The following is a 19663-nucleotide window of genomic DNA, read 5'->3' on the forward strand; positions in this document are numbered from 1 at the left end:
CCGGGTCTCAGACGTCGATGGCCAGGTACTGCTCCTCGAGGAATTCGAGGATGCCCTCGGATCCGCCTTCGCGGCCGAGGCCGCTCTGCTTCACGCCGCCGAACGGCGCGGCCGGGTCGCTCAAGACGCCGCGATTGACCGCGACCATGCCGGCCTCGAGACGGAGACCCACCTGGACGGCCTCGCGTTCAGGGCCGAACACGTACGCCATGAGGCCGTGGATCGAGTCGTTCGCCATCCGGATGGCTTCGTTCACATCGTCATAGACGACGACCGCGACGACCGGGCCGAAGATCTCGGTGCGATTGATCTCGCTCCCGTGCCGAACGTCGACGAGGAGGACGGGATCCGAGAATGCGCCGACCTCCGAAACGCCGCCGCCGCGGACGAGCACCGCACCGTCGGCGACACCCCTCTCGACCAACGTGGCGACCTTGTCTCGTTCTGAGATCGAGACGTGGGCGCCGAGACGATTCGACCGGTCCAGACCTGGCCCGACACTGATACCCGCCAGTTCATCGTCGATCCGGGCGACGAAGGCGTCGTGCAGCGAGCGGTGGACGTAGAAGCGGTTCGCCGCCGTGCACGCGGCACCGCCGTTGCGCATCTTCGCGACTATGGAGCCGGCGACGGCCGTTTCGAGGTCGGCACCCGGCAGTACGAGCACAGGCGCGTTTCCGCCGAGTTCCATCGACGCGCTCACGACGGTGTCGGCGCAGGCGTGCAGGAGTTCCCGGCCGACCTCGGTGGATCCCGTGAAGGAGAGCTTCCGCACCGCAGGGTGGGCGAGCATACGTGCGACCGCAGGTCCCGTCGGCACCGGCGTGACGAGATTCACGACCCCGTCGGGCACTCCGGACCGGTGCAGGGCCTCGACGATGTACGCCGCCGTGAGCGGGGTTTCGCGCGCGGGCTTCAGCACCGTGGTGCATCCGGCTGCGAGCGCCGGTGCGAGCTTCCGTGTCGCCATCGCGGCCGGGAAGTTCCACGGGGTGATCAGCAACGAGACGCCGATCGGATGACGGGCGACGACGATCCGCTTGTCGCCCGAAGGCGACAGCCGGTAGTCGCCCGGCACGCGTACCGCCTCCTCGGCGAACCATCGGAAGAACTCTTTGGCGTATGCCGCCTCGCCCATCGCGTCGTCGAAGGACTTGCCGTTCTCCCGTACGATGACGGTCGCGAACTCCTCGATCTCGGCGGTGAGCAGCTCATAGGCGTTTCGGAGGATCTCGCTGCGCACGCGCGGCGCGGCCGAACTCCACGCGGGAAGCGCCGCGGAGGCCGCGTCGACGGCATCGAGGCAGTCGGCTTCCGTCGCAGCGGCGAACTCGGCGATCGTTCGGCCGTCCGCTGGGTCGACGACGGGGAATCGGCCACCGTCGCCGCCCCCGCGCCAGTGTCCGGCGATGTGTAGATCGGCATGCAACGTCATGGTGCGTCCTTCGGTCGGGCCTGGTCGGTCGGGAACGGATCCGCGCCGGCCCGTGGGTCTCCCGCCAATGCCGACTCGAGGATGGCGAGGAGCGCGGCCTCGTCGACGTCGATCGGTGCGATCGCGATGAGCCGCTCGGCGCGCATCGCGAGCGCAGCGATCCGCGGAAGTTGACTGCGCGTCACGCCGATGTCGCGCAGGCTGCCGGGGAGCCCGATGTCTCGACCGATGCGGAACACGATCTCGATCGCATCCGCGGCAAGCGCCCGCTCTTCGGTCTCGGATGATCCAAGGGCGCGCCCGATCGCGGCGAGGCGCGAGGGAATGATCGGCAGGCAGGCCTGCATCACGTAGGGCAGCATGAGCCCGGTGCCAAGCCCGTGCGGCGTCTTGGTGGCGGCGCCGATCGGATACTGCAGGGCATGGGACAGGTGGGTGCCCGTCGGTCCGAACGCCATGCCCGCGAGCAGGCTGCCGTAGGCGACATCTGCGCGAGCGACGCGGTCGCTCGGATCGGCGACAGCGATCGGAAGCGAAGAGGCGATGCGCTCGATCGCCTCGAGCGCGAGCAGATCGGCGAGCATGTTGCGACCAGTGAAGACGGGCAGAGTGCGGTGCCATGCGATGGGCAGGGGTGCCGCGGTGTACGCCTCGATCGCATGCACCAGCGCGTCGATGCCCGCATGCCGCGTCACGCTCTGCGGGGCGCCGAGGGTGAGCTCGGGGTCGACGATGGCGACCCGTGGCACCAGGTGCGGACTCGAGATGCCGGTCTTCATCTCCTGGCCGGGGTCGGATACGACGGCGACCGGGGTCACCTCGGATCCGGTTCCGGCGGTCGTCGGCACGGCGACAACGGGCAGGATCGGTCCGGGGACGGCGTTCTCGCCGTAGTACGCGGAGAGGCGACCGTCATACATGGCGAGCAGGGCGACCAGCTTGGCGGCATCGATGGCGCTTCCGCCGCCGTATCCCACGACGACGTCCGGGGCGAACGCGCGGGCCGCATCGGCGGCCCGCGCGATCGAGTCCACCGGGAGCTCGGCCTCGATCTCGCGGTAGACCGAGAGCGTCAGGCCGGATGACTCCGACTCGTCGACGAACTCCCTGAAGAGTGCGGTGCCCGCCACGGCGGGGTCGGCCACGACGAACACGCGCAGGCCGAGCGTGTGGATCGCCGCGGGCAGTTGCCGACGCACCCCGTATCCGAAGTGGATGTACGGGGCTGGGCGAAGGGTGCCGGTCTGCAGCGTCATGACGTGGTCTCACGTTCTGCGAGACGGTTGGTCTCGGACCATAGCCGCGCATCGAGCTCGAGGCCGTGCTCGAGCGACCGTGCGCGATTCTCGCGTGCCCGATCGCCCGGAATCCGCACCGGAGACGAGGGCTCGGCCGCGCTCGATCGGATGAGATCGAGATATGCGCCGAGTTCGACGTCCGAGAACGACGCTCCGAAGGCTGCGGGTGAGAGCACGAGCATGATGTCGCCCTTCGTCGTCGGGTCGGTGGCGTCGAGCGTCCCGCGCACGTCGGTCCCGTACGCGGTCCGCGTCAGCAGACCGACCATCGTTCCCAACGCAAGCCCGAGCGCATACCCCTTCGGGCCGCCGAACGGCGAGATCGCGCCGTGGGTTGCCGCCACCGGATCCGTCGTCGCGAGCCCGTCGGCGTCGATCGCCCATCCGGGGAGGAGCGGCCGACCCTGCTCGGCGTGCTCGGAGATCTTTCCAGCAGACACGGCGCCGGTCGACATGTCGAGGACCACCGGTCCTCCGGGTGCCGGGACACCGATCCCGATCGGCGTTGTTCCGATGAGTGCGCCGACGCCGCCCCATGGATGGACCAGCGCCTCGCTCGTCGTGACGATCAGGCCAATCGCGTGCCGACCCACGATGGTCTCGAGGTACGGAGCAAGCATTCCCAGGTGGTGCGTTCTTCGCATCGCCGCGAACGCGACACCCGTTTGGGCGGCGCGGTCGATGAGTGCGTCGATGACGCCATAGGCGACGCACGGGCCGAAACCGAACCGACCGTCGACGGCGAGGATCGGACGTTCCAGCCAATCGAGGTCCGCCTGTACGCCCGAGACGATGAGTCCAGCGTCGAGGCGTGCGCAGAGCATCGGGAGTCTTCTGAGGCCATGCGACGGGTGGCCGCGAAGCTCGGCCTCGACGAGATGGCCAGCTTGGACGGCGGCATCGTCACGGACGGCGCCATGGGCGACCAGCGCCGCGCAGGCGAGCTCGATCGCCTGTGCGGCGTTGACGCGGATCTTCGGGTTCACGGCCGTCCCTTCGCGCTCGTCTTCATGGATTCGAGTTGAGGCGATGGTCACAGACTCGTACGATGGCGGCCATGACACGTCCCGACATCCGGGACGGAGGTTCGTCACTCCTGCGTGCACTCCGCCTCCTGGACACCTTCACGCCCGACCGTCCCCGGATGAGCGTCCGCGACCTGGCTCGCCGTTCGGGAACGCCACGTTCTACCACCCATCGACTCGTCTCCGACCTCGTCGAGTGGGGTGCGCTCGAGCGCGGACCCGACGGGGTTCGGCTGGGAATGCGGCTGTTCGAACTCGGGAGCATGGCGCATGCTCCGGCGACACTGCGTGACGCCGCGGCGCCATACCTGCACACGTTGGCCGAGGTCACGAAGTTGACGGCGAACCTCGCGACACGTGAAGGCGACCACATCGTGTACCTCGAGAAGATCTCCTCCGCGGCGCTCATGGTCCCGCACTCCAGGCTCGGCGGACGCGGCTCGATGCACGCCACGGCTCTTGGCAAGGCGATGCTCGCGTTCTCGGATCCGGGTATCGTCGCGGAGTTCGTCGGGGGCGCCCTCGAACCTCTCACGCCGAAGACGATGACGAGTGGGGAAAGCCTCAGGGCGGAGCTCGCCCACGTGCGCAGGACGGGGATCGCGTTCGATGTCGAGGAGTCGCGTCTCGGCTTGTTCTGTGCTGCCGCGCCCGTGCTCGACCGTCGTGGCGACGTGGTCGGTGCGGTGTCGGTCACCGGCGCGACGGCGCTCGCGCAGGCTGAGCGCTACGGCCCGACGGTTATCGCCACGGCACGCGCGGTCGAGCGCGCGCTGGGCGACGCCCTTCGGCCTTCGAGCAGGTGAGTGCCGGCCGCGTCGCGGCATCCGTTCACCCGAGCGGATGCCGCGACCGGGCCCTCGCTGTCAGCCGAGCGGATGCCGCGACACGGCCCGCTCGTCGCGCCCGGCCGCGCGGCGCCGCCGATGCGCCCCCAGTTTGGGGGTACAGGCGCCGCCCGGCGCACGATAGGTTTTCGGGAAGCGGCTGCCGCCGCGTTCTCGTGCCTGACGACCGGAGGGTGCCATGAACGACGCCTCCCCCCTGCGCGTCGCCATCGCCGATGATGCCCTGCTGCTGCGCGAGGGCATCGCGAAGGTGCTCGAGGGCGGCGGCGTCGACGTGGTCGCGTCGGTCGGCACGGGCGACGAGCTCGTCGAGATCGTGCGCGCCGGCGGCATCGACGCCGCCGTGCTCGACATCCGCATGCCGCCGACGCATCGCGACGAGGGCATCATCGCGCTCGAGCAGATCCGGGCGAGCGGCTCCGAGATCGGCGTGCTGCTGCTCTCGATGTACGCGACGCCCGAGTACGCGCTGAGGGTCATGCAGGCTGGCAGCGGCACCGGCTACCTGCTCAAGGAGCGCGTCTCCGAACCCGAGACGCTCGTGCGTGCGATCGAGACGGTCGCCGGCGGAGGCTCGGTCGTCGACCCCGAGGTCGTCGAGCAGCTCGTCAAGCGCTCGCGCGCCGACGACCCCATCTCGCGGCTGACCGAGCGCGAACGCTCGGTGCTCGAACTCATGGCGCAGGGCTACTCGAACGGCGGCATCGCCCAGACCCTGTTCCTCGGGCTGAAGACGGTCGAGACGCATGTGCGCAGCATCCTGCAGAAGCTCGACCTCGAGGAGTCGCCCGAGCACCACCGCCGCGTGCTGGCCGTGCTCACCCTCCTCGGCGAGAGGTGATGGCCCCCGGCCGCAAGGGCCGGATCATCAAGCGCACGATCACGATCACCCTGGCCGTCGCCCTCAGCCTGGCCATGGAGATCGGCGGATTCCTCGCGACGCCCGTCGCCGCCCGGCCCGAGGTCTCGTACTCGACGCTGCACGCGATGGTGCCGCTCGTCTTCGCGGCCTGCGCGGGCGTGGCGTGGCACATCGGCCCCGCGCGCGCACCGGCGCGACTCATGATCGCCTTCGTCGTGCTCTGGATCCCGCAGTCCATCTACCGGGTCATCGGCGAATGGGAGTGGGTCTGGCCGATCGTGCGCGGCGTCGACCTCGCCTGGGCCGTCATCGCCGGCATCCTCGTGCTGGTGTACCCCAAGGGGCGGCTGAGCGGACGGTTCGACCGCACGATCGCCGCGATCGCCCTGGCCTCCTTCCTCGTGAACCTCGTCGTGGTCGTGCTCTTCGCCGGGCCCGACGCCAACCCCTGCGACTGCGCCCCGAACGCGTACCGCATCGGTGAGGCGCCGGCGCTCTTCGCCGCGGTCGACACGGGGTACCGCGTCATCGGGGGAGCACTGGCCCTCGTGATCGCCGGTCGACTGCTCGTGCGCTGGATGCGGGCGAGCGTGCCGGCCCGCACCGTCGCGTTCCTCATGCCGGTCGCCCTGCTCGCCTGGGCGCTCACGCTCGCGGCGCAGGCCGTGAACTACGCGACCGCCGCCGACGACGGCGTGCTCGCGACCGTGTCGCTCGTGGCGATCGCCTCCATTCCCGTGAGCTTCGACGCCGGCATCGCGCACGCACGCAACATGCGCGCCCGCGTCGCCGACCTCATGCGCATCACGCGCGAGGGCGCCGACCGCGGCCTCTGGGCCGAGTCCCTCGCGCGCACCCTCCGCGACGACTCGGTGCGCGTCTACTGGTGGGACGAGGCGAAGGGCAGGTACGCGGATGCCGCGGGCGAACCCATCACCGAGGAGGATGCCGACACCCGACGAGGCCGGGGCGTGCTGCCCGTCGCCTCCCCGCTCGGCACGCCGATCGCGCTCATCCGCCACGACCGGGTGCTGACCGACAACATGCGCCTGCTCGACGGGGTCTCCAGCGCGCTGCGGCTCTCGGTCGACAACGGGCGCCTGCGCTCCGAGATCGAGCGCACGCTCGAGCAGGTGCGCCAGTCGCGCCAGCGCATCGTCGAGGCGGGCGTCGAGGCCCGCAGGCGCATCGAGCGCGACCTGCACGACGGGGCGCAGCAGCACCTCGTCTCCCTCGGCATGCGGCTGCGGCTCGCGGCGAACGCCGCCCGCGACGCCGGAGACGCCGCGCTCGCCGAGGACCTCGAGCAGACGATCGCCATGCTCAACCAGGCGCTGCGCGACCTGCGCGAGCTCGCCCACGGCATCCACCCCAGCCTGCTCTCCTCGGGCGGGCTCGCGCTCGCGGTGCCCGAGGTCGCCGGCCGCTGCCCCGTGCCGGTCGAGGTCGACGTGCAGGCCGAGGGCCGGCTGCCCGAGATCATCGAGTCCACCGCGTACTTCGTGCTCGCCGAGACGCTCGCGAACGTCGCGAAGCACTCGCGCGCCACCCGGGCCTGGGTCGGGGCGCATGTGGTCGGCGACGAGCTCCTGCTCGAGGTGCGCGACAACGGCGTCGGCGGGGCGTCCGTCGACGCCGGCACCGGCATGCTCGGCATCAGCGACCGCGTCGACGCCGTCGACGGCACCATCAGGGTCGAGAGTCCGCCGGGGGCGGGCACGACCGTCGTCGTGCGGATCCCGCTCGCGCCGCCGGTCGAGTAGTCGCTGGTCGAGTGGGCGCGTCAGCGCCGTATCGAGGCCCGCACGCGAGTCTCGGTCTCGATACGCTCCTTCGTCGCTCCTCGACCGGCGGTGCTGCTCGACCGACGTGGGCTACGGTCGCCAGCGGGCGACGGAGAGGTCGATGCGGTACCCGTCGTCGCCCGGCGCAGGCACGAGCGGGGTGCCCTCGCGCTCGTAATGCCCTCGCGCGGACTCGGCGTGCCCCGACGGCGGATGACCGCCGGCCCGCACGACCCGCCACCACGGGGTGTCGGATCCGTACCTGGCCATGACCCCGCCGACGGCGCGGGCCCCGCGGGATCCGAGCAGCGCCGCGACGTCGCCGTAGGTCGCGACCTGCCCCGCGGGGATGTCGGCCACCACGGTGAGCACGGCCTCGACGAAGCCGACGGGCTGCTGCTGCGGCATCCGCTCTGCTCTTCTCGTGTGCTGTGCCGGCGCGCGCGGCCTCAGAGCTCGAGCGCGCCGATCACGTCGCCGTAGGCGGTCTCGCCGATGTCGACGAAGCCGATGCGGTGGAAGAACGCCTCCGGCCCCTCTTCGCCCGGCTCCCAGAGCACGGTGATGCGGTCGAAGCCGCGCTGCTTGGCCTCTTTCGCGAGGGACTTGGTGAGGAAGCGGCCGACGCCCTTGCCCTGCACATCGGCGTCGACGTTGATGCGCCAGATGCAGGCGCGGAACTCTTCGTGCGCGTTCTCGGGGTCGAAGTTGCCGTGGATGAAGCCGACGACACGGCCGTCGAGGGTCACGATGCGCTGCCACGAGGTGGCCGGGTTCACGACCGTCGCCTCGGCGGAGTAGGTGACGGGAGCGATGAACTGCTCCTGGCCGGGCTTGAGCGAGAGCGTGTTCGCCGCCACGATGTTGGACGCGTTCAGTTCTTCCAGAAGCAGCTCAGCCATGCAGCCAAGGCTAACCCGTGCGGTGCCGGTGTCGGTAGCCGAGTCGTCATTCTGTGGAGAACAGGGCGTGGACGAGGCGTGAATGTCTCGATGTCAAGATATTCCGGGCGACGCGGTAAACTCTCCGTTGGCGTTCGCGCGCCCCTCTCGAGACTTCCTCGATTTTCCCCGAACGACCGCAAGGAGACCACGCACCGTGTCCAAGATCAAGGTTGAAGGCACCGTCGTCGAACTCGACGGCGACGAGATGACCCGCATCATCTGGCAGGCCATCAAGGACCAGCTCATCCACCCGTACCTCGACATCGACCTCGAGTACTACGACCTGTCGATCCAGAAGCGCGACGAGACCGACGACCAGATCACGGTCGACGCGGCGCACGCGATCCAGAAGCACGGCGTCGGCGTCAAGTGCGCGACCATCACGCCCGACGAGGCCCGCGTCGAGGAGTTCGGCCTGAAGAAGATGTGGCGTTCGCCGAACGGCACGATCCGCAACATCCTCGGCGGCGTCATCTTCCGCGAGCCCATCATCATCTCGAACATCCCGCGCCTCGTGCCCGGCTGGAACAAGCCGATCATCGTCGGCCGCCACGCGTTCGGCGACCAGTACCGCGCCACCGACTTCCGCTTCGAGGGCGAGGGCACGCTCACGATGACCTTCACCCCGAAGGACGGCTCCGAGCCCCAGCAGTTCGAGGTCTTCCAGTCGCCGGGCTCGGGCGTCGCCATGGGCATGTACAACCTCGACGAGTCGATCCGCGACTTCGCGCGCGCCTCGCTGAACTACGGCCTCTCGCGCAACTACCCGGTGTACCTCTCCACCAAGAACACGATCCTCAAGGCTTACGACGGCCGCTTCAAGGACCTGTTCCAGGAGGTCTTCGACGCCGAGTTCAAGCAGGCGTTCGACGATGCCGGCCTCACCTACGAGCACCGCCTCATCGACGACATGGTCGCGGCCTCGCTCAAGTGGGAGGGCGGCTATGTCTGGGCCTGCAAGAACTACGACGGCGACGTGCAGTCCGACACCGTCGCGCAGGGCTTCGGCTCGCTCGGCCTCATGACCAGCGTGCTGGCCACGCCCGACGGCAAGGTCGTCGAGGCCGAGGCGGCGCACGGCACGGTCACGCGCCACTACCGCCAGCACCAGCAGGGCAAGCCCACGTCGACGAACCCGATCGCCTCGATCTACGCCTGGACGCGCGGCCTCGCGCACCGCGGCAAGCTCGACGGCAACCAGGAGCTCATCGACTTCTCGCTGACCCTCGAAGACGTCGTCATCAAGACGGTCGAGTCGGGCGCCATGACGAAGGACCTCGCGGCCCTCGTCGGCCCCGAGCAGGCCTACCAGACGACCGAGGAGTTCCTCCAGACGCTGTCCGACAACCTGAAGGCGCGCGTCGCCGCGTAGTCGACACGCCTCGAGACGGGGGTCGGGTGCCGCGGCATCCGACCCCCGTCCTCGTATGCCCCGGCTGCCCTCTCCTTTCTCAGGGACGACCCCTCGAAACATGGCCCTTCTCAGGAGCAGGTGCCCCGATCCAACCCGTGAGCCCCGAAGATCTCCTCAGAAAGGCATGGCGTTCGCGACGCGGCCGAGAACACGATCACGAAACGGTAACGAGGCGGAAAAGCTCGGATGAAGTCTTGCAATTCATTTGTTCGTAAGCTTTACTAACAAACATGTCAACGGAGGCGCAGCGAGGCACGATCCTCGAGAGCCCGACTCCCCAGGGGGTCGGCGCAGACGTGCTGACCACGCCGTTCGTCGACGCCCCGATCTTCACCAGGTCGCGGGCCCTCCGCCCCACAGGCAAGGTGCTCCCCGAGCACGCCCGCAGCCACAACCGGGCCCTCGTGCTGCAGACGCTCTACACCGCGGGCGCGCAGAGCCGAGCGGATGTCGCGCGCGAGACCGGGCTGACCCGCGTGACCATCTCCGACCTGGTCGCCGAGCTCATCGCCGAGGGGCTCGTCGTCGAGCTCGGCCAGCGCGAGATCGCGCGGCCGGGCAAGCCCGCGATCCTCATCGACGTCGACCGGGCAGCCTTCCAGATCGTCGGCGTCGACCTCTCCGACCACGAGCGCTTCCTCGGCGCCGTCGTCGACCTCGACGGCGGCATCGTCGCACGTGCAGAGGTCGCACGCGACGGCGCGACGGGCGAGGCCGCCGTCGCGCTCGTCGACGACCTGGTGGCCAGGCTCGTCGCCGCCGCGACCGCCCCGGTGCTCGGCATCGGCGTCGGATCGCCGGGTGTCGTCGACCCCAACGGCGTCATCCGGCTCGCCCCCAACCTCGGCTGGCAGGGCCTCGACCTCCAGGGCCGGCTGCATGCCGCGTTCGCCCTTCCCGTGCACGTCGGCAACGACGCGAACGTCGCGGTGCTCGCCGAGCACGGCGCTTCCACGAGCGACGACCTCCTCCTCGTCAAGGTCGGCCACGGTGTCGGCGCCGGCCTCATCATCGGCGGTCGGCCGGTCATCGGCGGCGGCTTCGCCGCGGGCGAGATCGGCCACGTCATCGTCGGCACCGACGGCGGTCCCCGCTGCGCATGCGGCAAGAACGGCTGCCTCGAGACCTGGCTGGCCGTGCCTCGGCTCACCGCGCAGCTCGACGCCGTCGAGAACGGCGAGCACGCGGCATCCGACCGCGAGGCGATCCTCACCGAGGCCGGGCGCAGGCTCGGCATCGTGCTGGCACCGGTCGTCGGTGCCCTCAACCTGTCGGAGGTCGCGCTCAGCGGCCCCGCCGAACTGCTTGACGGTCCGCTCGCACTCGCGGCCGTCGAAACGCTCCGGACGCGGACGATGGCGGAACACAACCGTGATCTGAGGCTCCGGATGACCGAGCAGGCGCAGGACATCGTCCTTCGCGGCGCGGCCGTCATGGTCCTCTCCGGACAACTCGGGGTCTCCTGACCGAGGCCCCACGCACCAAGGGTGCAGCGAACCCCCGCTGTCGCCCACACCCCATGAAAGGAAACGCAAATGAGGAAACTCGGCATTGTGGCGCTCGGCGCCGCTGCTGCCCTGACCCTCGCCGGTTGCAGCACCGGTGGCAGTGACTCGGCGTCGTCCGACGGCGGCAGCATCACCGTGTGGGTCGTCGGCACCGACACCCCCGATGACGCGCGTGCCTACCTCAAGGACACGTTCGAATCCGAGAACGAGGGCTGGAAGCTCACGGTCGAGGAGAAGACCTGGGCCGACGTGAGCGACACCTACGCTGCTGCGCTCCAGTCGAACGACTCGCCCGACGTGGTCGAGGTCGGCAACACCCAGACCGCGAGCTTCGCGGACCAGGGCCTGTTCCTGCCGCTCGACGACTTCGCGACCGACGACTACCTGCCGGGCCTCGTGCAGTCGGCGACGTACGACGGCGACCTCTACGCCGCCCCGTACTACGCCGGTGGCCGCATCGTCTTCTACAGCCAGCAGATCCTCGGCGACACGGCGATCCCCACCACGCTCGACGAGTACGTCGCCACGGGCAAGGAGCGCAAGACCGACACGGTGTCGGGCATCTGGGCACCGGGCCGCGACTGGTACAACGCCCTTCCCTACGTCTGGTCGCACGGCGGATTCATCGCCGAGCAGGACGGCGACACCTGGAAGGCCGGCTTCTCCAGCGAAGGCGGCATCGAGGGCCTGACGCAGCTGCAGGACGTGTACGTCAACGCGTCCAACGCGGCCAAGGACGGCGACGAGACCGACCCGCAGGTTCCCTTCTGCGCCGGTGAAGACGTCTTCCTCTCGGCTCCCGCGTGGGTGCAGTGGTCGATCACCGCGCCGGCCGACGCCGACGCGCCCGGCTGCCCCGACACCTACGGTTCGGACCTGCACGCCTTCGCCCTCCCGGGCCTCGAGGCGGGCGAGACCGCTCCGATCTTCGCCGGCGGCTCGAACATCGCCGTCGCCACGAAGAGCGCCAACCCCGAGCAGGCTCGCGCCGCGCTCGACATCATGGCGAGCGCCGGCTACCAGGACCTCCTGGCCGCCGGTGGCCTGACCCCGGGCCTCACCGCTTCGGCGGCGAACCTGCCCGACACCGAGATCGCCAAGGCCCAGGCCGTCGCGCTCGAGAACTCGCAGGTCACCCCGACGACGCCCAAGTGGGCCGAGGTCGAGGCTGCGCAGATCATCCAGGAGGCGCTCGTCAAGATCGCCCAGGGCGGCGACGTGAAGTCGATCGCCACCGACCTCGACAAGCAGATCGAGGACATCCTCAACAGCTAGTCGCTGTTGACCCAGCGCGGGGGGCGGAGTCCCACACAGCTCCGCCCCCCGTTCCCCTGCCGGGAGAGCCCCCGCCCGGCGTACCATCAGTCCCACCGCGGTCCCGCCGCGAACCACCCGAGGAGCAGCCGATGAGCGCAACCCTCACGGAACACGACGCAGCGCCGCGCACGCCCGGTACCCGCCCCCCACGACCCGATTCCTCCGCCGGTCGCGCCCCCAAGAAGAACAAGTTCCCGTTCGCGCCGTGGATGCTGCTCGCCCCCAGCATCGTGCTCCTGGGCGTCATGGTCGTCTACCCGACGATCGTGATGTTCATCACGTCGTTCACCGACCTCGAGATCAAGAACAAGATGCTCGACACCCCGGCGAACTTCGTCGGGTTCGACAACTACCTCGAGGTCTTCACCAAGTCCGACTTCCCGGCGGTGCTCGCCCGAAGCCTGGGACTCATGGTCGTGCTGACCGTGCTCATCGTGATCGGCGGCATGCTGATCGCACTGCTCATGCTGCGGCTCACGAAGGGGTGGCGCCTCCTCGTCTCCGTCGGCCTCCTGCTCGCCTGGGCGATGCCGCCGCTGTCGGCGACCGTCGTCTGGGGCTGGATCTTCGACACCGACTACGGTCTCGTCAACTGGGCGCTGAACACCATCACCGGCACGCAGGACTTCCGCGGCCACGGCTGGCTCGCCAACCCCTGGTCGTTCATGATGGTGCTCGTCATCATCATCGTCTGGCAGTCCATCCCGTTCGCGGTGTTCACCTTCTACGCCGGCCTCGGCCAGGTGCCCGACGAGGTGCTCGAGGCCTCGCAGCTCGACGGCGCGGGCGCTTGGCAGCGGTTCCGCCTCATCGTCCTGCCGTACATGCGCAACGTGCTCACGGCGGTGATCGTGCTCGAGACGATCTGGAACCTCCGCATCTTCACGCAGGTCTACGCGCTGCAACAGCAGGGCGGCCTCGCCTCCGAGACGAACGTGCTCGGCACCTACCTCTTCCGCCAGGGCCTCGGCGAGTTCGGCGTGACCGCCGCCATCGGCGTGTTCATGGTCCTCCTCCTGATGGGCATCTCCTACTACAACGTCCGTTCCAGCCTGAAGGAGGAGGAAGCGTGACCACGCAGATCTCTCCCGCCGTCCAGCTCGCCGAGACCCCGTCGGCGGTGACCCCCCGTACCCAGAAGCCCCGTCGTACGCATCGCTTCGGGGCGCCCAAGATCGTCATCAACACGGTCGCGATCCTGGTGTTCCTCTGCTCGGTCTTCCCGGTCTACTGGATGGTGAACATGTCGTTCACCCCGTCGAACCAGATCATCAGCCGCAACCCGAGCTTCTTCCCGACCGAGTTCACCTTCAAGAACTACATCACGGCGTGGACCCGCGAGGCGGCCCCCGGCCAGACCGACTTCCCGCACGCGCTCGCCTCGAGCCTGATCGTGGCGATCGCGGTCGTCATCGTCTGCGCGATCTTCGCATTCCTCGCGTCGATCGCGATCGCCCGGTTCGCGTTCCGCGGCCGGTACGTGTTCATCGTCTCCGTGCTCGTCGTGCAGATGGTGCCCGGCGAGGCGATGATGTTCACGATCTACAACATGGTCGACGACTGGCACCTCATGAACACCCTCGTCGGGTTGTTCATCGTGCACCTCGCCTCCGTCGTGCCGTTCACGATCTGGACCCTGCGCGGCTTCGTCGCCGGCGTGCCCGCCGACCTCGAGGAGGCCGCCCAGATCGACGGCTGCACGAAGGCCCAGGCGTTCTGGAAGGTCACCTTCCCGCTGCTGGCTCCCGGCCTGGTGTCGACCGGCATCTTCGCGTTCATCCAGAGCTGGAACGAGTTCCTCATGGCGCTGCTCTTCCTCAAGGGCTACAACCTCACCCTGCCGCCGTGGCTGAACTCCTTCCAGTCGGCGACCGAGGCGACGAACTGGGGTGCCGTCATGGCCGGGTCCACGCTCATCGCGCTGCCCGTCGTGATCTTCTTCCTCTTCGTGCAGGGCCGCATGACCGGCGGCCTCGTGAGCGGAGCCGTCAAGGGATGAGCGAGCAGCACCACCCCGGCGCGGCCAGCGAGCTGCGCCGGGACATCCACACGACCCTGCTCCCGGGGTTCGTCGGCACCACGGCGCCCGAGTGGCTGCTCGCGAGGCTCCGCGACGGCCTCGGCGGCGTCTGCGTGTTCGGTCCGAACATCGTCGACGCCGAGCAGCTCCGCTCGCTCAACGCGAGCCTGCGCGAGGCGAACCCGCTCGCGGTCGTCGCGATCGACGAGGAGGGCGGCGACGTCACGCGGCTCTTCTACGACCGCGGCGCCCCGTACCCGGGCAACGCGGTGCTGGGCCGACTCGACGAGACCGAGCTGACCGAGCGGGTCGCCCGCGAGGTCGGCGCGGCGCTGGCGGCCACGGGCTGCACGGTGACCTTCGCCCCCGACGTCGACGTGAACTCCAACCCCGACAACCCCGTCATCGGCGTCCGCAGCTTCGGCACGGATCCCGAACTCGTCGCGCGGCACACGTCGGCCTGGATCCGCGGCGTGCAGTCCACGGGCGTCGCCGCGAGCGCCAAGCACTTCCCCGGCCACGGCGACACCGCGACGGACTCGCATCTCGCGCTGCCGGTCGTCGACGAATCGCTCGACGTGCTCCGCGAACGCGAGCTCGTGCCGTTCCGAGCGGCGATCGCATCGGGCACCCGCACGATCATGACCAGCCACCTCCTCCTTCCGCAGCTCGATGCGGAGAACCCGGCCACCCTGTCTCCTCGCATCCTGCAAGGCCTGCTCCGCGAGGAACTGGGGTTCGAGGGCGTCATCGTCAGCGACGCCCTCGACATGAAGGGGGCGAGCGGCGTGCACGGCATCCCCGAGGCTGCCGTGCTCGCCCTCGCCGCCGGTTGCGACCTGCTCTGCATCGGCTCCGAGAACACCGACGCGCAGATGGACGAGATCAGCGCGGCCGTCGAGGCCGCGGTCGCCGCCGGGCGCATCCCGGCCGAACGCATCCGCGAGGCGGCGGCGCGGGTTCGCGCCCTCGCCTCCGACGCCCCGGCGGTCCCGACCTCGACCGCGGGCCTCGAGCCCGTGCACGGCGCCGAGGAGCTCGCGGCGTTCGCGGCGGCCTTCGAGGTGACGGATGCCGCGCGCACGCGTCTCGCGGACGCCGAGCGCGTCGGCACGATCGTGCGCATCGACACGGTGGCCAACATCGCCGTCGGCATCGCTCCCTGGGGGCCGTTCGCCTCGGCGTCGGCCGACGGCGCTCCCGACTGGTTCGCGGATGCCGCGGCCGTCGTCGTGTCCGACGAGCAGCGCCTCGGGGCCCCCGAGCTCCTGGCGGGCCCCGTGCTCGTCGTGGGCAAGGACCTGCACCGGCATCCGTTCGCGGTCGACGCGATCGACCGGCTCCGCGCGTCGCGCGACGACGTGGTGACGGTCGACATGGGCTGGCCCTCCAACGATCGTGCCTACGCCGACGTCGCGACCTTCGGCGCCTCGCGCCTGCTGGGTGCGGCCGTGCTCGCATTCGTCGGCGGAGCCCTCGCCGCAACCCCGGTGGACGCGACATGAGGCTCGGCATCGACATCGGCGGCACGAAGACGGCCGCGGTCGCCATCGGCTCCGACGGCGAGCTGAGCGACCTCGTGCGCCTGCCCACCGGATTCGGCGCACCGGCCGTGCTGTCGACCGCACGCCAGGTCGTGCAGCGCATGAGCGAGCTCGCCGGGGTCGCCGTGTCCTCGTTCGACTCGATCGGCATCGGCATCCCCGGTGCGGTCGACACCGCGACCGGCCGCGTCGAGCATGCCGTCAACCTGGGCCTCGAGGGGCTCGACCTCGGCCCGAGGCTCTCCGAAGAGCTCGGAGTCCGGGTCCGCGTCGAGAACGACGTGAAGGCCGCCGCGCTCGGCGCGCATCACCTGCTCGGCGTCGCCGACGGCGTCTCGGCGCATTCGATGGCGTACCTCAACCTCGGCACGGGTCTCGCGGCGGGCATCGTGCTCGACGGCGAGCTCCTGCGCGGGGGGCACGGCGTCGCGGGCGAGATCGGCCACATCCCGGTCGACCCGTCCGGCGTGATCTGCAGCTGCGGGCAGCGCGGATGCCTCGAGACGTTCGCCTCGGGCTCCGCGATCGCCCGAATGTGGCCGACCGCCAACCCGCTTCCGGCACGCGAGCTCTTCGACCTCGCGGCCGCCGGCGACGCGCGGGCGATCGAGGTGCGCGAGCAGTTCCTCCGCGGCGCGGCATCCGCCGTCCGCCTCCTCGCGCTGACGACCGACGTCGACGACATCGTCATCGGCGGGGGACTCGCGGCGCTCGGCGAACCGCTCCTGCTCGGCGTACGCCGTATCCTGATCGAGTGGGCGGGGGATTCCGCTTTCCTCGCCTCCACCGACCTCGCGGAACGCGTGCAGGTCATTCCCCTCGGATTCCCGGCAGCAGCCGTCGGTGCTGCGCTGGTAGGAGAACCTTCATGGCAGAACTCGTAGTCGTCGCCGATGAGCAGGCCGCAGGCGCGCTCGTCGCCGACGCGATCGTCTCGCTCATCCACCGCAAGCCCGACGCCGTCCTCGGCCTGGCCACCGGTTCGACCCCCCTCGCGACGTATCGCGCGCTCGCGACCCGCATCGGCGACGGCGCGCTCGACGTGCGCGGCGTGCGCGGGTTCGCGCTCGACGAGTACGTCGGGCTTCCGGCGGGGCACCCCGAGAGCTATCGCGCCGTCATCACGCGCGAGGTCGTCGAGCCCCTGGGGCTGACCCCCGAGCTCGTCCGCGTGCCGAACGGCGACCCCGCCTCGGTCGAGCACGCCGGCAGCGACTACGAGGCGGCGATCATCGCCGCGGGCGGCGTCGACCTGCAGATCCTCGGCATCGGCCGCACCGGGCACATCGGCTTCAACGAGCCGGGTTCCTCGCTCGCCTCGCTCACGCGCGTGAAGACGCTGACCGAGGCGACGCGCGCCGACAACGCCCGGTTCTTCGATTCGCCCGAAGACGTCCCGATGCACTGCATGACCCAGGGCATCGGCACGATCCTGCGGGCCAGGCACCTCGTGCTGCTCGCGTTCGGCGAGGCCAAGGCCGACGCGATCGCCGCGGCGATCGAGGGGCCGGTCACGGCGAGCCAGCCCGGTTCGGCCGTGCAGTTGCATCCGCACACGACCGTGATCGTCGACGAGGCGGCCGCGTCCAAGCTCGAGAACCTGGCGTACTACCGCCACGCGTGGAACAACAAGCCCGTCTGGCAGGGCATCTGAGCCCGCTCGCCTGAGTTCTTCGGGTCGAGAGCCCGGGCGGATCGATCGAACGGGACGGATGCCGCGGAGCGCGCGCTGAGGCGCCGCTCCGCGGCATCCGTCGTTCCCGGGGTGTGCGTGCCGAGCGCGCGCCGCATGCCCGCTCCGTTCAGTGGGGGAGCAGTTCTCGGATCGCGCCGATGTACGCCTCGGCGTCGAAGTCCTCGACGAGTGCGCGCTGCAGGAGGAAGCCCGGCCCCATGCCGAGGACGGCGGGGGCGACGCGTGCGGCCCATTGCTCGGGTGGGCCGTCGACGCGGTCGGGGTTGGCCTCGGCCCACGCCAGCAGGTTCGACGCGATGAGGCCGCGGAGGCGGGCGAACACGCCGCGCACGATCGAGCGGATGGCCGGATCGGCGGCCGCGTCGCCCCACAGCTGCACGATGACCCTGCCGAACGGCTCGCGGTCGATGCCGTGCAGGATGGTCGACATGAGATCGCCGGGGGAGGGCACCTCGCCGCCCTCGCGCAGTGCCTCGAGCTCGGCGGTGCGGGCGTTCAGCACGCGGTCGGCCGTGGCGGCGAAGAGCTCCTGCTTGCCGGCGAAGTGTCCGTAGATGGCCCCGGCCGAGAGGCCCGACGCCTCGATGATGTCCGCCATCGAGGTGCGCTGCAGCCCCCGTTCGCTGAAGCACCGCAGGGCCGCGTCGATGATCTCGTCGCGTCTGGCCGCACGGTGGGCATCGCTGACCTTGGGCACTTCGGGCTCCTCCTGAAACCGAACGGACATTCTTTGACAAGCCTATCGGCCGGGCTCATAATAAAGAACGAACATTCGCTTTTTATCCAAGAACTCGTGGAGGAACATCCATGTCGCATCCCGACGCGATGAAGGCGCACACGCCGCTCCTGCGTGTCACGGCGATCGCCATCGCCCTCGTCGCCCTCGTCAGCGTGGTCGTGCTGGCGTTCTCGTGGCCCTCGGTCACGTCCGAACCGAAAGACCTCCCGGTCGCGATCGCTGGCCCGGCCGAGGCCGTCGATGCCGCCTCGGAGGCGATCGACGAGCATGCCGACGGCGCCATCGCGCTCGAGACCGTCGACGACCGCGACGCCGCCGTGCAGGCGATCGAGCAGCGCGACGTCTACGGTGCGGTCATCGTCGGACCCGAGCCAGAGGTGCTCATCGCCTCGGCGGGCAGCCCGGTCGTCGCCCAGATGCTCACCGGAGTCGCCGGGAGCCTGCAGCAGGGCGTGAACGCGCAGGCGCAGGCCGCTGCTGCGGCCGCCGGCGCCCCGGCGCCCGACACGATCGTCGTCGAGGTCACCGACATCGTGCCCCTCGCCGAGAGCGACCCCCGCGGCACGGGCATCGCCACGGCGATGTTCCCGCTCGTGCTCGGCGGCATGCTGGGCGGCATCGCGATCTCGCTCCTCGTCATCGGCGCCATGCGCCGGGTCTTCGCGGTCGTCGTCTACGGCGCCGTCGGCGGACTCGTGCTCTCGGCGATCCTCGGCGGCTGGTTCGGCGCGCTGCAGGGCGGCTTCTGGGTGGATGCCGCGAGCCTCGGCCTCGCGCTCACGGCCATCGCCGCGCCGATCACCGGGTTCGTCGCGCTCATCGGCCGGGCCGGCATCGCGTTCGGGCCCGTCGTCATGCTGCTCTTCGCCAACCCGCTCTCGAGCGCCAATGCGCCGAAGGAGTTCCTCGCGGCCCCGTGGGGCGAGGTCGGCCAGTGGTTCCCGCCGGGAGCGGCGGGCACGCTGCTGCGCAACCTGTCGTACTTCCCCGAAGCCGACAACACCTTCCCGTGGCTCGTGCTCGGCGCCTGGACGATCGGCGGCCTGCTGCTCTCGATCGTGGGCCACTTCCGCACGGCGGGCGGGGCCGAGTCCGACGTCGAGGCGGCCGTCGCCGCCTGAGCGCGAGTCTCCGCGCTCCCGCGACGGAATCCGGGCTGGAGGGGCCCTGACGGGTGCCCTTCAGCCCGGAAGACGTCGCAGGAACCGAGTCAGCGCGGTGCGGGCGAC

Annotated in this window: 18 protein-coding genes; 12 read left to right on the forward strand and 6 right to left on the reverse strand. The window is 70.1% G+C overall.

Annotated elements, in window-relative coordinates; translation table 11 throughout:
• Positions 1-7 precede the first annotated feature (7 nt).
• Genes AC3IPY_RS05810 through AC3IPY_RS05820 form a run of 3 tightly spaced genes read right to left on the reverse strand, consistent with a single transcriptional unit; the run spans position 8 to position 3770 of the window.
• Complete coding sequence (locus tag AC3IPY_RS05810; RefSeq protein WP_489187304.1) at positions 8-1435, reverse strand: NAD-dependent succinate-semialdehyde dehydrogenase; 1428 nt, start codon at positions 1433-1435, stop codon at positions 8-10.
• Positions 1432-2691: an iron-containing alcohol dehydrogenase gene (locus AC3IPY_RS05815; RefSeq protein WP_489187305.1), complete on the reverse strand. Its 1260-nt coding sequence runs from the start codon at positions 2689-2691 to the stop codon at positions 1432-1434. Before AC3IPY_RS05815 ends, AC3IPY_RS05810 begins: the two co-directional genes overlap by 4 nt.
• Positions 2688-3770, reverse strand: a complete 1083-nt coding sequence (locus AC3IPY_RS05820) for an Ldh family oxidoreductase (RefSeq protein WP_489187307.1) — start codon at positions 3768-3770, stop codon at positions 2688-2690. The genes AC3IPY_RS05815 and AC3IPY_RS05820 overlap by 4 nt, the downstream gene beginning before the upstream one ends.
• Before the next feature lie 107 nt (positions 3771-3877).
• On the opposite strand from AC3IPY_RS05820, the gene AC3IPY_RS05825 reads away from it, so the two are divergent.
• The 3 genes from AC3IPY_RS05825 (at position 3878) to AC3IPY_RS05835 (ending at position 7231) form a co-directional block, all read left to right on the forward strand.
• On the forward strand, positions 3878-4564 hold the full coding sequence (locus tag AC3IPY_RS05825; protein WP_489187308.1) for an IclR family transcriptional regulator: 687 nt from the start codon (positions 3878-3880) through the stop codon (positions 4562-4564).
• Positions 4565-4784: 220 nt separating this feature from the next.
• Entirely contained in the window at positions 4785-5447 is a 663-nt protein-coding gene (locus AC3IPY_RS05830) for a response regulator (RefSeq protein WP_489187310.1), read from the forward strand.
• On the forward strand, positions 5447-7231 hold the full coding sequence (locus tag AC3IPY_RS05835) for a sensor histidine kinase (protein ID WP_489187312.1): 1785 nt from the start codon (positions 5447-5449) through the stop codon (positions 7229-7231). The genes AC3IPY_RS05830 and AC3IPY_RS05835 overlap by 1 nt, the downstream gene beginning before the upstream one ends.
• A 111-nt stretch (positions 7232-7342) precedes the next feature.
• Here the strand turns inward: AC3IPY_RS05835 and AC3IPY_RS05840 are convergent, their stop codons facing one another.
• Both AC3IPY_RS05840 and AC3IPY_RS05845 read right to left on the reverse strand, forming a co-directional pair.
• Complete coding sequence (locus AC3IPY_RS05840; protein WP_489187314.1) at positions 7343-7660, reverse strand: MGMT family protein; 318 nt, start codon at positions 7658-7660, stop codon at positions 7343-7345.
• A 41-nt stretch (positions 7661-7701) separates the two neighbouring features.
• Positions 7702-8154, reverse strand: a complete 453-nt coding sequence (locus tag AC3IPY_RS05845; protein WP_489187315.1) for a GNAT family N-acetyltransferase — start codon at positions 8152-8154, stop codon at positions 7702-7704.
• Between the two features lie 196 nt (positions 8155-8350).
• Between AC3IPY_RS05845 and AC3IPY_RS05850 the strand changes: the two genes are divergently transcribed.
• The 8 genes from AC3IPY_RS05850 to AC3IPY_RS05885 all read left to right on the forward strand — a co-directional run bounded on the left by AC3IPY_RS05850 (position 8351) and on the right by AC3IPY_RS05885 (position 17653).
• Positions 8351-9568 (forward strand): NADP-dependent isocitrate dehydrogenase, encoded by a 1218-nt coding sequence (locus AC3IPY_RS05850; RefSeq protein WP_489187316.1) that lies wholly within the window; start codon positions 8351-8353, stop codon positions 9566-9568.
• A gap of 272 nt (positions 9569-9840) precedes the next feature.
• Positions 9841-11076: an ROK family transcriptional regulator gene (locus AC3IPY_RS05855; RefSeq protein ID WP_489187317.1), complete on the forward strand. Its 1236-nt coding sequence runs from the start codon at positions 9841-9843 to the stop codon at positions 11074-11076.
• Positions 11077-11145: 69 nt separating this feature from the next.
• The gene (locus tag AC3IPY_RS05860; protein WP_489187318.1) at positions 11146-12393 is read left to right on the forward strand and encodes an extracellular solute-binding protein; all 1248 of its coding nucleotides are present in this window, start codon (positions 11146-11148) and stop codon (positions 12391-12393) included.
• A 131-nt stretch (positions 12394-12524) separates the two neighbouring features.
• Entirely contained in the window at positions 12525-13508 is a 984-nt protein-coding gene (locus AC3IPY_RS05865; RefSeq protein ID WP_489187319.1) for a carbohydrate ABC transporter permease, read from the forward strand.
• Positions 13509-13609: 101 nt separating this feature from the next.
• A complete protein-coding gene (locus tag AC3IPY_RS05870) occupies positions 13610-14434 on the forward strand; it encodes a carbohydrate ABC transporter permease (protein ID WP_489188252.1) in 825 nt (274 codons plus the stop codon).
• Positions 14431-15960 (forward strand): glycoside hydrolase family 3 protein, encoded by a 1530-nt coding sequence (locus tag AC3IPY_RS05875; RefSeq protein ID WP_489187320.1) that lies wholly within the window; start codon positions 14431-14433, stop codon positions 15958-15960. Before AC3IPY_RS05870 ends, AC3IPY_RS05875 begins: the two co-directional genes overlap by 4 nt.
• Positions 15957-16883, forward strand: a complete 927-nt coding sequence (locus tag AC3IPY_RS05880) for an ROK family protein (RefSeq protein ID WP_489187321.1) — start codon at positions 15957-15959, stop codon at positions 16881-16883. The genes AC3IPY_RS05875 and AC3IPY_RS05880 overlap by 4 nt, the downstream gene beginning before the upstream one ends.
• Positions 16868-17653 (forward strand): glucosamine-6-phosphate deaminase, encoded by a 786-nt coding sequence (locus AC3IPY_RS05885; protein ID WP_489187323.1) that lies wholly within the window; start codon positions 16868-16870, stop codon positions 17651-17653. The genes AC3IPY_RS05880 and AC3IPY_RS05885 overlap by 16 nt, the downstream gene beginning before the upstream one ends.
• A 148-nt stretch (positions 17654-17801) precedes the next feature.
• Here AC3IPY_RS05885 and AC3IPY_RS05890 read toward each other — a convergent pair whose 3' ends face one another.
• Complete coding sequence (locus AC3IPY_RS05890; RefSeq protein WP_489187325.1) at positions 17802-18392, reverse strand: TetR/AcrR family transcriptional regulator; 591 nt, start codon at positions 18390-18392, stop codon at positions 17802-17804.
• 110 nt (positions 18393-18502) lie between these two features.
• On the opposite strand from AC3IPY_RS05890, the gene AC3IPY_RS05895 reads away from it, so the two are divergent.
• Entirely contained in the window at positions 18503-19555 is a 1053-nt protein-coding gene (locus AC3IPY_RS05895) for an ABC transporter permease (protein ID WP_489187326.1), read from the forward strand.
• The last annotated feature ends 108 nt before the right edge of the window (positions 19556-19663 follow it).

The organism is Agromyces sp. GL_144 (assembly GCF_057834305.1).

Bases quoted from the DNA above. Each gene is read 5' to 3' on its own strand.
- AC3IPY_RS05810 (WP_489187304.1), bottom strand. From the start codon at position 1,435: ATGACGTTGCATGCCGATCTACACATCGCCGGACACTGGCGCGGGGGC.
- AC3IPY_RS05815 (WP_489187305.1), bottom strand. From the start codon at position 2,691: ATGACGCTGCAGACCGGCACCCTTCGCCCAGCCCCGTACATCCACTTC.
- AC3IPY_RS05825 (WP_489187308.1), top strand. From the start codon at position 3,878: ATGAGCGTCCGCGACCTGGCTCGCCGTTCGGGAACGCCACGTTCTACC.
- AC3IPY_RS05830 (WP_489187310.1), top strand. From the start codon at position 4,785: ATGAACGACGCCTCCCCCCTGCGCGTCGCCATCGCCGATGATGCCCTG.
- AC3IPY_RS05835 (WP_489187312.1), top strand. From the start codon at position 5,447: ATGGCCCCCGGCCGCAAGGGCCGGATCATCAAGCGCACGATCACGATC.
- AC3IPY_RS05840 (WP_489187314.1), bottom strand. From the start codon at position 7,660: ATGCCGCAGCAGCAGCCCGTCGGCTTCGTCGAGGCCGTGCTCACCGTG.
- AC3IPY_RS05845 (WP_489187315.1), bottom strand. From the start codon at position 8,154: ATGGCTGAGCTGCTTCTGGAAGAACTGAACGCGTCCAACATCGTGGCG.
- AC3IPY_RS05855 (WP_489187317.1), top strand. From the start codon at position 9,841: ATGTCAACGGAGGCGCAGCGAGGCACGATCCTCGAGAGCCCGACTCCC.
- AC3IPY_RS05860 (WP_489187318.1), top strand. From the start codon at position 11,146: ATGAGGAAACTCGGCATTGTGGCGCTCGGCGCCGCTGCTGCCCTGACC.
- AC3IPY_RS05865 (WP_489187319.1), top strand. From the start codon at position 12,525: ATGAGCGCAACCCTCACGGAACACGACGCAGCGCCGCGCACGCCCGGT.
- AC3IPY_RS05875 (WP_489187320.1), top strand. From the start codon at position 14,431: ATGAGCGAGCAGCACCACCCCGGCGCGGCCAGCGAGCTGCGCCGGGAC.
- AC3IPY_RS05880 (WP_489187321.1), top strand. From the start codon at position 15,957: ATGAGGCTCGGCATCGACATCGGCGGCACGAAGACGGCCGCGGTCGCC.
- AC3IPY_RS05885 (WP_489187323.1), top strand. From the start codon at position 16,868: ATGGCAGAACTCGTAGTCGTCGCCGATGAGCAGGCCGCAGGCGCGCTC.
- AC3IPY_RS05895 (WP_489187326.1), top strand. From the start codon at position 18,503: ATGTCGCATCCCGACGCGATGAAGGCGCACACGCCGCTCCTGCGTGTC.